This is a genomic window from Saccharopolyspora elongata (assembly GCF_004348985.1).
Lineage (GTDB): Bacteria > Actinomycetota > Actinomycetes > Mycobacteriales > Pseudonocardiaceae > Saccharopolyspora > Saccharopolyspora elongata.
The window spans coordinates 1-9,637 of the sequence record NZ_SMKW01000156.1; the positions used below are offsets into that span (position 1 = coordinate 1).

The following is a 9,637-nucleotide window of genomic DNA, read 5'->3' on the forward strand; positions in this document are numbered from 1 at the left end:
CCCCGTCCCCGTCCCCGTCCCCGGGTCCGGGTCCGGGTCCGCCGCAGGGCCCGGGGTCCGGGTCGTCCGCAATTTCAATGGAAATCAGAGGTCCGATTTCCATTGAAATTGCGCTAGTTGTCCACAACCTCCGGTGTGTCGGGGTCCGACACACCGGAGGAGGCCGGGTCAGGGGGACAGGGCGAGTTGGCGGGCCTGGCAGATCAGGCGGCCGACCGAGTCGATCACCATGACGTCCTCGTCGAACCACTGGCCGTGCACCGCGCGGCAGTCCACCACCATCCGCAGCCAGCCGTTCGCCGGCTGAGCCCGCAGCAGGGCGGTGAGCTGCACCGTCGGCGCCCAGCCGAACCGGCCGAGGTTCAGCGTCACCGGCACCGTCAGGTCGCCCGCGACCAGCCCGAACAGCAGGTCGGGCTGGGCCTCGCGGGGCTTGGCCCACAGCCTCAGCCGCGGCTCGCCGGTGCCACCGTTGAGGAAGTCCGCGGTGCTCGCGTCCAGCCGCATGTCGCAGACCCGGGCCAGCGCGAAGAACTTCCGGGCCTCGGTGGCGGCGAGGTCGATCGCGGTCGACGGCGGGTTCACCGGCATGTCGGGCAGATCCGACCACTCGGGCTCCGACTCGGGCACCTTGCCGAGGGTGACCGTGGCGTCCACGCAGACCTGGCCGCTCTGCTCCAGCTGCACGCGGGCGGCCGTCACCGTCTTGCCTGCCTTGAGCACCTCGGTCCGGACCAGCACCGGGCCGACCCGGGGCGGGCGCAGGTACTGGGCGCTGATCGAAAGCGGCGCGAGCCCGGTCGCGTCGCCGAGGGCGCGGGCCATCAGCGCGAGCAGGTAGCCGCCGTGCGGACGTTCTCCGACGGCCCAGTCGGGATGCAGGTTGGCGACGAAGGTGCCATCGCCGAGCGGGCGCACCGAAGTGGCGGCCGCGAAGGGATCCAGGACCTCTGTCACGTGCGGTCCAGCGGTCGGAAGCGCTCGGCGACCGATGCGCGCAACGAGTTCATGGTCACTGAGTCTAGTGACCTTCGGAGAAGTTGATCACTAGGCATCGGTTAGTCGCGCCGGCCGCCCGCGCGCGGTTTTTGCGGGCTATCGCGCGGAAAACCGCGCCCGGACCCTGACCAGGAGAAACCGGTCAGCCCGCGCGCAGCGGCTCCAGGTGCAGCCGGGCGAACAGCAGCGCCTCGGACAGCAATGCCGCGCGCTGCTGGGGATTGCGCGCCTTGCGGGTGTTGATCTCCAGGACCACCGCGCCCTGGTAGCCGTCGGCGGACAGCGCCTCGCACACCTCCGCGCACGGCTGGTTGCCCTGCCCCGGCACCAGATGTTCGTCCCGCGGCGCTCCGGTGCCGTCCGCGAGGTGCACGTGCGCCAGGCCGTCCTTCATCCGCTTCAGCAGCTCGATGGCGTCCACGTGCGCCGCGGCGGCGTGCGACAGGTCGAGCGTGTAGTTGCGGTAGCCGACCTCCGTCGGGTCCGGCGAGGGCTTGAACGCCGACAGCCCGCTGCTCTTGCCGCCGCGCAACCGGTTCAGCGTGCTCGGCGGGCGCAGCGGGAACATGTTCTCCACGGCGATCGAGATCCCGCTGATCTCCTCCAGCTCCGCGACCAGCTCGGTGAATCCCTCCGCGTAGCGGCGCTGCCAGCGGAACGGAGGGTGCACGACGACCGTCTGCGCGCCCAGCTCGCTGGCCACCACCACGGATCGCCGCAGCCGCTCCTCCGGCTCCGGCGACCAGACCCGCTGCGTGATCAGCAGGCACGGCGCGTGGACCGCCAGGATCGGCACGCCGTGCTGCTCGGAAAGCCGGTGCAGCGCCGAGACGTCCTGGCTGACCGCGTCCGCCCAGACCATCACCTCGACGCCGTCGAACCCGAGGTCCGCGGCCATCTCGAACGCCGCGCGCGCCGGCTGCGGCCACACCGACGCGCTGGACAGCCCGACCGGGATCCGGCCGGGCGTCTCCTCGCGCTGGGGCGGTTGCACTGTCATCGCCTGCCAAGCATGACCGACGGTGGATGGGTGGTCGCGCGCCGGTGCGTCACGAGTGGCTGAACAGCAGCAGTGCCGCCGGGGACACCGTGCAGAACAAGCCGACCAGCACCGCCAGCAGGATCGTCTGCAGATCGTTGGTGCGCAAGAACTTCCACGCGATGAACACCAGCAGACCGGTGATCACCAGCGCGGCGCCGAGCGCCGCGAGGGCGTTCGTGCCCCACAACCAGCGGAACCCGACCCAGACCAGCCCGCCGCCGACCAGGCCGCCGACGCCCTGCAGCACCAGCGTGCCCCACTCCTTGCCCGCGGAGACGGGCTCGTCATCGGGTTCGCCGTCGCGGTAGTCGTCCGCGTCCAGGCCCGCGGGCAGCTCGGGGTCGTAGTCGTCCTCGGCGTACTCGGACTCGGGTTCGTCGTAGGAGTCGAAGTCGTACGGGTCCTCCGGCTCGTCCGGCGCTTCCTCCTCCTGCTGCTGCGCAGGCGCTGGTGCCGGTGCCGGTGCCGGTGCAGGCGGGTAGGCCAGCACCGCGGTGCCTTCGGGATCGGGCTCGGACTTGGCTGCCGCGACGCGCGGCAGCTGCTCCGTGAGCCCCTCCTGCGGAGTGGGCTTCGGCGGCGCCGGGGGCGCGTCCTGCTGCGGCGCCGGCCGCCGCAAGGCGGGCTGCTGGATCGTCGCCTCGGCATCGCCTTCCGGCGGAGCCGGCGGCGACGCCTTGCCCTTGCCCGCGCTGGTGAACCGCTGAGCCCAGTAGCCGGCGCCCGCCGCCTCCGCCGCTGGCTCCGAGGCCGCGGGAGGCGCAGCGGGAGGCGGCGTGGCAGGTGCTGCCGGCGGTGGCGGAGCTGCAGGCTGCTGAGCGGCCGGACCAGGTGCTTGGGGAGCCGACTGCTGAGCGGCCGGAAGCTGCGGAGCGGGTGCTTGTGGAGCCTGCGGCTGAGCGGCCGGGCTCGGTGCGCCCGGACGGTGGCTGCGGCGCTGCGGCGGCTCGCCGTCCGGCGGCACGGCACGCATCTGACCGCTGTCCGACAGGACTCGCTCGATGATCGCCTGCGGCGCGGTTTCGGACGGGTCCTCGGCCCTGCGGCGCCGGCGGCGGGAACTCTTCTGCGAGCTGCCGCCGTATTCGGCCAGCAGCTCCGCAACGGTGCGCTGGGTGGGCTGATCGGCCCCGCTGTCCCGACTCATTGCTCCCACCGTGCCCCGTGCTGCGTCTGGCGTCCAGTTCCGTCCGCGGACCCCGACTCCGCGAGCCCCAGTGTTGCGCGGGCCTGAATGGCAGTGTGACTGTCTCCATTGGTGTGGTCCAGTCGTCGCAGGATCACACCCTCCCGCAGCGCCCAGGGGCAGATGTCGAGTTCCTTCAGACCCAGCGCCCGCATGGCGGCCTCGGCCACCAGCGCGCCCCCCACCAGCTGGTGCGCCCGCGCGCCGCTCACGCCGTCGAGCGCGGCCAGGTCGGCCGACGACATGCGGGTGATGAACGCGAGCAGCTGCCGCAGGCCGGTCTCGGTCAGCGTGCGCGGCACCCGCGGTCCCGCCGAGGCCGGCGCCGCCCCGGTCAGCCTGGCCAGCGACCGGAACGTCTTGGAGCTGGCCACCGCGCGATCGGGCCGCCCCAGCTTGCGGAAGCGCTTCGCGGTGGGCGCCAGCTGCCCCTGAAGCCAATCGCGCAGCTTCTTCACCTCGTCCTGGGTCGGCGGGTCGTGCAGCATCGTGCGCGCCAGCCGCCCGGCACCCAGCGGCACCGACACCGCCAGGTCCGGCTGCTCGTCGATGCCGACCGCCATCTCCAGCGAGCCGCCGCCGATGTCGAGCATCAGCAGGTTGCCCGCCGACCAGCCGTACCAGCGGCGGGCCGCCAGGAAGGTGAACCGGGCCTCGTCCTCGCCTGGCAGCACCTCCAGCTCGATACCGGTCTCGGCGCGCACCCGAGCCAGCACTTCGGCGGCGTTCTCCGCGTCGCGGATCGCCGAGGTCGCGAAGGCCATCAGCTCCTCGCAACCTGCGGCGATGGCAGCTTCCTGCGCGTCGGCGACGGTGCGGACGAGCTCTGCGGCGTCCTCCTCTGCGAGTCGGCCGCCGTGCGAGCCGATCCGCTCGGCCAGCCGCAGCACGGTCTTCTCCGATGTCATCGGGGTCGGATGGGCACCACGATGCGCGTCCACCACCAGCAGGTGGACCGTGTTGGATCCGACGTCGAGCACCCCTAGGCGCATGCCCGACAAATTACCGGCTGCGCACGCGGTCGGGGGCGAGGTGGGGCAGCAAACGGCCTACCGGCCCACCCCGCGCACGCCGCAGACCTGGCCAACCAGGACATCAGTGCGCCAGGTCACGCGGCCAACATCACCCCTCGGACCTCGCCCTCGAGGTCGAGGTCGAGAGGCCTGTCACGCTGAGTGCACGCCGTCCGCCCTAGGCCGTTACCCGGCGGTTGGGGACGATGCTCCACCAGGTCGCGCAGCGCCAGACCCACTCCAGCGGGCCGTACCGGAAGCGGGCGAGCCACAGCCGGCTCCAGATGGTCTGGACGACGAGGATGCCGACGGCCAGCGCGATGAGCGCGCCGTACTCCGCCGACTCCCGCAGCCCGACCAGGGGGCCGAGCAGGAGGACCAGCAGCGTCGCGGTGATGTAGTTGGTCAGCGCCATCCGGCCCAACGGTTCGAGCACCGCGGACAGCGCGCGGCGAGCCGGCGTCCGCATCAGCAGGAGCAGCCCGGTGGCGTAGGCGATGGCCATGAACAGCCCGGCCGCCGCCGACGAGTGCGTGAAGCCGGCGCTCAGGGGGTCCCGCTCCTGCAGCACCAGGAACCCGGCGGAGGCGACCACGGCCACCGCGAACATGATCGCGATTTGGCCACCGCGGCGGTGCAGCGTCGCGGACAGCTCGCTCTGGGCGAGGGCGAAGCCGGTCAGCATCATGCCCGGGATCAGCGACGTGCCGCCGCTGGTGAGGATGGTCGCGGCGGCGATCAGGGCCGCGCCGATCGGCAGGTTCGCCCACCACGGCAGGAAGCTCATCGGCAGCAGCACGACCAGCCCCAAGATCGCGTATGGCAGCAGCGCCTCGCCCGGCTGGAGGAACTGGTGCAGGACGCCGAACCCGGCGAGCACGACCAGCCTGCGCAGGAACACCACGCGCGGATGCGCCGCGCGCTGGCCCGCGCTCGCCAGGAAGATCCCGAACCCGACGCCGAACAGCAGCGAGAAGATCGGGAAGAACCGCTGCTGGACGAACATGTCGAACACGTGCGGGACCGGCAGGACCTGGTAGTCCACCGTCCGGTCCATGTGCATCATCGGCGGGATGTTGACCAGGAGGATCCCGCACAACGCGAAGCCGCGCAGCACGTCCAGCTCGACGATGCGCTTGGCGGCGGGCTTACCGGGCGGCGCAGCTGTGACGGGCGGCGGGGGCGCGGCGGAGGCGCGTCCGGGGACGTTGGGGATCGGGTAGTTCACGGCTCAAGATTGCCCGCTCGCACCCCTGTCTGGCGATTGGCCGATCGGCCCTCCGACCTCGGTCGATCGGTCAGTCGTCGGTGCTCCGCGCTCGGCCGATCGGTGCGGGAGAGCCCCCGGGGCGGACCCCGAGGGGCCCGCCCCGGGGGCTCGATCGCACGGCGTCTCCGCCCGCGGCTAGCCCTCGAACTTGTAGCCGAGGCCGCGGACCGTGATCAGGTAGCGCGGGTCCGCCGGGTCGGGCTCGACCTTCGAGCGCAGGCGCTTGACGTGCACGTCCAGCGTCTTGGTGTCGCCGACGTAGTCGGCGCCCCACACCCGGTCGATGAGCTGGCCGCGGGTGAGCACCCGGCCGACGTTGCGCAGCAGGTATTCGAGCAGGTCGAACTCCTTCAGCGGCAGGTTGACGTCGGCGCCGTCCACGGTCACCACGTGGCGCTCCACGTCCATCCGCACCGGCCCGGCCGCCAGCACCTGCGGCTGCAGCTCCTCCGCCTCGCCGCGGCGGCGCAGCACCGCGCGCACCCGCGCGATCAGCTCGCGCGCCGAGTACGGCTTGGTGACGTAGTCGTCGGCGCCGAGCTCCAGGCCCACGACCTTGTCGATCTCGCTGTCCCGGGCGGTCACCATGATCACCGGGACCGAGGAGCGCTGGCGCAGCTGCTTGCACACGTCCGTGCCGCTCATGCCCGGCAGCATCAGGTCCAGCAGCACGATGTCCGCGCCGTTGCGATCGAACTCGTCCAACGCCTCCGGGCCGTTGGCGGCGACCGCCGCCGTGAAGCCCTCCTTGCGCAGCAAGAAGGCAAGTGGGTCGGCGAAGGACTCCTCGTCCTCCACGATCAGCACCCTGGTCACCGGACTCCTCCCGTTTCGACGGTTGTGACCCCGTCCGCGATCTCCGTCGCCGAGCGGGCGGCACTGCCCGCGCGATCCGCTGATGACACCGGCTCTGCTGCGGCCGGCTGGCCGTCGGTCGTGCCATGCCTGGGCACCCGAAGTGTGAAGGTGGAGCCGGTGCCGGTGCGACTCCACAACTTGACCTCGCCGCCGTGGTTGGCCGCGACGTGCTTGACGATCGCCAGGCCCAGGCCCGTGCCGCCGGTGGCGCGGGACCGTGCCGGATCCACCCGGAAGAACCGCTCGAACACCCGCTCGTGGTACTCGGGTTCGATGCCGATGCCGCGGTCGGTGACCGCGATCTCCACGAAGTCGCCGGACAACCGGCGGCTGATCGACACCGGGCTGTCCGGCGGCGAGTACGAGATGGCGTTGTTGATCAGGTTGCTCAGCGCGGTCACCAGCAGCGTCCGGTCGCCGTCCAGCAGGTAGCCGGTGGGCTCGTCGACGGCGATCTCGATGCCGGCGGACTCGGCGGCCAGCCGGCAGCGGCCCAGCGCCTCCTCCACCACGGCGTCGACGCCGACCGTGGTCAGCTCGGGCAGCCGCTCCGCGCCCTGCAGCCGGGACAGCGCGATCAGCTCGGAGACGAGCGTCCCGAGCCGGGTCGACTCGTGCAGGATCTTGTTGGAGAACCGCCGCACCTCTTCGGCGTCGTCGGCGGCGTCCAGCACCGCCTCGGCGAGCAGCGCGAGCGCCCCGACCGGGGTCTTGAGCTCGTGGCTGACGTTCGCGACGAAGTCGCGCCGGGTGGCCTCCAGGCGGACCGAGTCGGACTCGTCGGCGGCGTCGACGACGGTGAAGCCGTCGCCGAGCGGGCGCACCTCGCCGAGCACCGCGGCCGGGCCTCTGCCGCGCAGCGCGGTGCCCGCGCGGTTGAGCGGGGAGAGGTCGACGGGCACGGACTCGCCGGTCAGCAGGGCATGCTCGGCGGCCTTGCGGGCGCGCGGATCGGCCTGGTGGTCGCGGATGAGCCCGAGGTCGTCGGCCCGCGGGTTGTGCAGCACCACGTCGCCGAACTTGTTGAGCACGACCACGCCGCTGTCGCTGGTGTGCACCAGCCGCTGAAGGAGGTCGGCGACGGTCGGGCCCTCGGGCCTGCCGCGGCGCCGGGATCCCCGAGCTGCGACGAAGCCGCCGATCGCGCCCAGTGCGAGCGCGCCGATGATCAGGGCGGTGTAGCCCAATGCGGTCACGCCAGCATCGTAAGCAAGCCGGGGTGGGGAAAGGCCAGTCTACGAGGGCGTTCCGTGATACCCGTGACACGAAAAGGGGGCTTCTTCACCTCTGCTTCATCCCCTGCTGGGAGCCAGTTCACGTAGCGCCCGGTCGACCGTCGCGCTCCGTTCGCCGCCTCGGCGACTATTCGCCATCCGCCACCCATCTAGGTGACGAGCGAGGGGCACCCGCACCAGATTGCCCGGCGCCGGGTGCCCCTCGATCTTGGGCCGATCGGGCTAGCGGCCCTGGTTCGCGACCGCTGCCGCGGCGGTGGCGGCGGCCTCCGGGTCGAGGTAGGTGCCGCCCGGGTTGGTGGGCTTGAGGTCGGCGTCGAGGTCGTAGCGCAGCGGGATGCCGGTCGGGATGTTCAGGCCCGCGATGTCGCCGTCGGAGATCCCGTCCAGGTGCTTCACCAGCGCGCGCAGCGAGTTGCCGTGCGCGGCGACCAGCACCGTGCGGCCGGCCTGCAGGTCCGGCACGATCGCCGACTCCCAGTACGGCAGCAGCCGGGCCACCACGTCCTTGAGGCACTCGGTGCGCGGGAGGTCGGCGCCGAGGCCGGCGTAGCGCGGATCGGCGTCCTGGCTGAACTCGCTGCCGAGCTCGATCTCCGGCGGCGGCGTGTCGTACGAGCGACGCCAGAGCATGAACTGGTCCTCGCCGTAGGCCTCGAGGGTCTGCTTCTTGTTCTTGCCCTGCAGCGCGCCGTAGTGGCGCTCGTTGAGCCGCCAGTCGCGGCGAACCGGGATCCAGTGCCGGTCCGCGACGTCGAGGGCGATGTTCGCCGTCGAGATGGCGCGGCGCAGCAGCGAGGTGTGCAGCACGTCCGGCAGCACCCCGCTCTCGCGCAGCAGCTCACCGCCGCGCTTGGCCTCGGCCACGCCCTTCTCCGACAGCGGGACGTCCACCCAACCGGTGAACAGATTCTCGGCGTTCCACGTGCTCTCACCGTGCCGCAGCAGCACCAGGGTCGAAGTCATAACCCCAGGCTATAGAGGCTGTTCGGCGCGTGGTGGCGTCGGGTGCGGTAGGGCGGGGTTTTGTCTTTGAAGCGGCGCAGCCGCTTAGCCCACCTACGCAACTCGCACCGCCGCGGGTTCTCAGAGGCCTTCTCGCGAGGACAGCCCCGACGCCGCGTATTTGGTCATACGTAAGTCGGGGATCCCGGAGTCGAGAAGGCCTCTGAGGTTCCGCCACCCGCACCGCCACGCAAGACGAGCCTGGAAACAGGCTCTTCAGTCGAGGGCGGCGTCGAGGGTGATGGTGGTTCCGGTGAGAGCTGCCGAGACCGGGCAGATCTCCTTGGCCTTCAGGGCCGTTCGGTCGAAGACGTCCGGGGCGATTCCCGGTACCTTCGCCCGCACGGTGAGCGCGATCCCGGTGATGGCGAAGCCGTCGCCGCGCGGGCCGAAGGCGACCTCGGCGCTGGTGTCGATCCGCTCCGGCGGCGTGCCCGCCGCGGTGAGCAGGCCGGAGAGCTGCATCGAGTAGCAGGCGGAGTGGGCCGCGGCGATCAGTTCCTCGGGGCTGGTGCGGCCGTCGGGCTCCTCGGCCCGGGACGCCCAGGTGACCGGGAACTGGCCGGCGTTGGACGAGTCCAGCGTGACGGTGCCGGAGCCGCCCTTGAGGTCTCCGGTCCACTGCGTGGTGGCGTTGCGATCGGTCATCTCGCCGCTCCTCATCGGGTGCGCGGAGGCCGCTGCCCTCCGCCGGACCTACCCTCCCGCAGCGCGCGGTGACCCGCAGTTTTGGTTGTGCTCTTCACCCGACAGTTATGTGATCACCGCAGCGCCGTGACACGAAAGTGGCGACTGTCACTTTCGTGCGCAATCTGAATGCAGTTCGAACCCTTAGCGTTACTTTCAGTAGAAAACATCACACTAATGGAGTAATGCGGCGGGCTTGTGGCCGCTGCAGGACTCTGCGAAGTTGACAACGCTCTCCTTGAGATCGGCTCCCACGCACTCCCCGATCTCGTGAGAGCAAGTCCGCGGTTCGTATCCCCCATCGAACCGCGGACTTGCTCTCACGAGATCGGGGAGTGCGTG

Annotated in this window: 9 protein-coding genes; all 9 read right to left on the reverse strand. The window is 71.3% G+C overall.

The window, feature by feature from the left end:
- Positions 1-168 precede the first annotated feature (168 nt).
- On the reverse strand, positions 169-957 hold the full coding sequence (locus E1288_RS45170) for an acyl-CoA thioesterase (protein WP_132495356.1): 789 nt from the start codon (positions 955-957) through the stop codon (positions 169-171).
- Between the two features lie 184 nt (positions 958-1,141).
- Positions 1,142-1,999, reverse strand: coding sequence for a sugar phosphate isomerase/epimerase family protein (locus tag E1288_RS45175; RefSeq protein ID WP_132495357.1), 858 nt, complete (start codon positions 1,997-1,999; stop codon positions 1,142-1,144).
- A 49-nt stretch (positions 2,000-2,048) separates the two neighbouring features.
- Positions 2,049-3,188, reverse strand: a complete 1,140-nt coding sequence (locus tag E1288_RS45180; RefSeq protein WP_132495359.1) for a hypothetical protein — start codon at positions 3,186-3,188, stop codon at positions 2,049-2,051.
- Positions 3,185-4,219 carry a Ppx/GppA phosphatase family protein gene (locus tag E1288_RS45185; RefSeq protein ID WP_132495361.1) on the reverse strand — a complete coding sequence of 345 codons (1,035 nt, stop codon included), beginning with the start codon at positions 4,217-4,219 and terminating at the stop codon, positions 3,185-3,187. Before E1288_RS45185 ends, E1288_RS45180 begins: the two co-directional genes overlap by 4 nt.
- Positions 4,220-4,418: 199 nt before the next feature.
- Complete coding sequence (locus tag E1288_RS45190; protein WP_235884270.1) at positions 4,419-5,468, reverse strand: DUF418 domain-containing protein; 1,050 nt, start codon at positions 5,466-5,468, stop codon at positions 4,419-4,421.
- A gap of 177 nt (positions 5,469-5,645) precedes the next feature.
- Positions 5,646-6,326 carry a response regulator transcription factor gene (locus E1288_RS45195; protein WP_010312341.1) on the reverse strand — a complete coding sequence of 227 codons (681 nt, stop codon included), beginning with the start codon at positions 6,324-6,326 and terminating at the stop codon, positions 5,646-5,648.
- Positions 6,323-7,564: a sensor histidine kinase gene (locus E1288_RS45200; protein ID WP_207954926.1), complete on the reverse strand. Its 1,242-nt coding sequence runs from the start codon at positions 7,562-7,564 to the stop codon at positions 6,323-6,325. Before E1288_RS45200 ends, E1288_RS45195 begins: the two co-directional genes overlap by 4 nt.
- Positions 7,565-7,825: 261 nt before the next feature.
- Positions 7,826-8,569 carry a phosphoglyceromutase gene (locus E1288_RS45205; protein WP_132495363.1) on the reverse strand — a complete coding sequence of 248 codons (744 nt, stop codon included), beginning with the start codon at positions 8,567-8,569 and terminating at the stop codon, positions 7,826-7,828.
- Positions 8,570-8,824: 255 nt separating this feature from the next.
- Complete coding sequence (locus E1288_RS45210; RefSeq protein ID WP_132495365.1) at positions 8,825-9,256, reverse strand: OsmC family protein; 432 nt, start codon at positions 9,254-9,256, stop codon at positions 8,825-8,827.
- Positions 9,257-9,637: the final 381 nt, after the last annotated feature.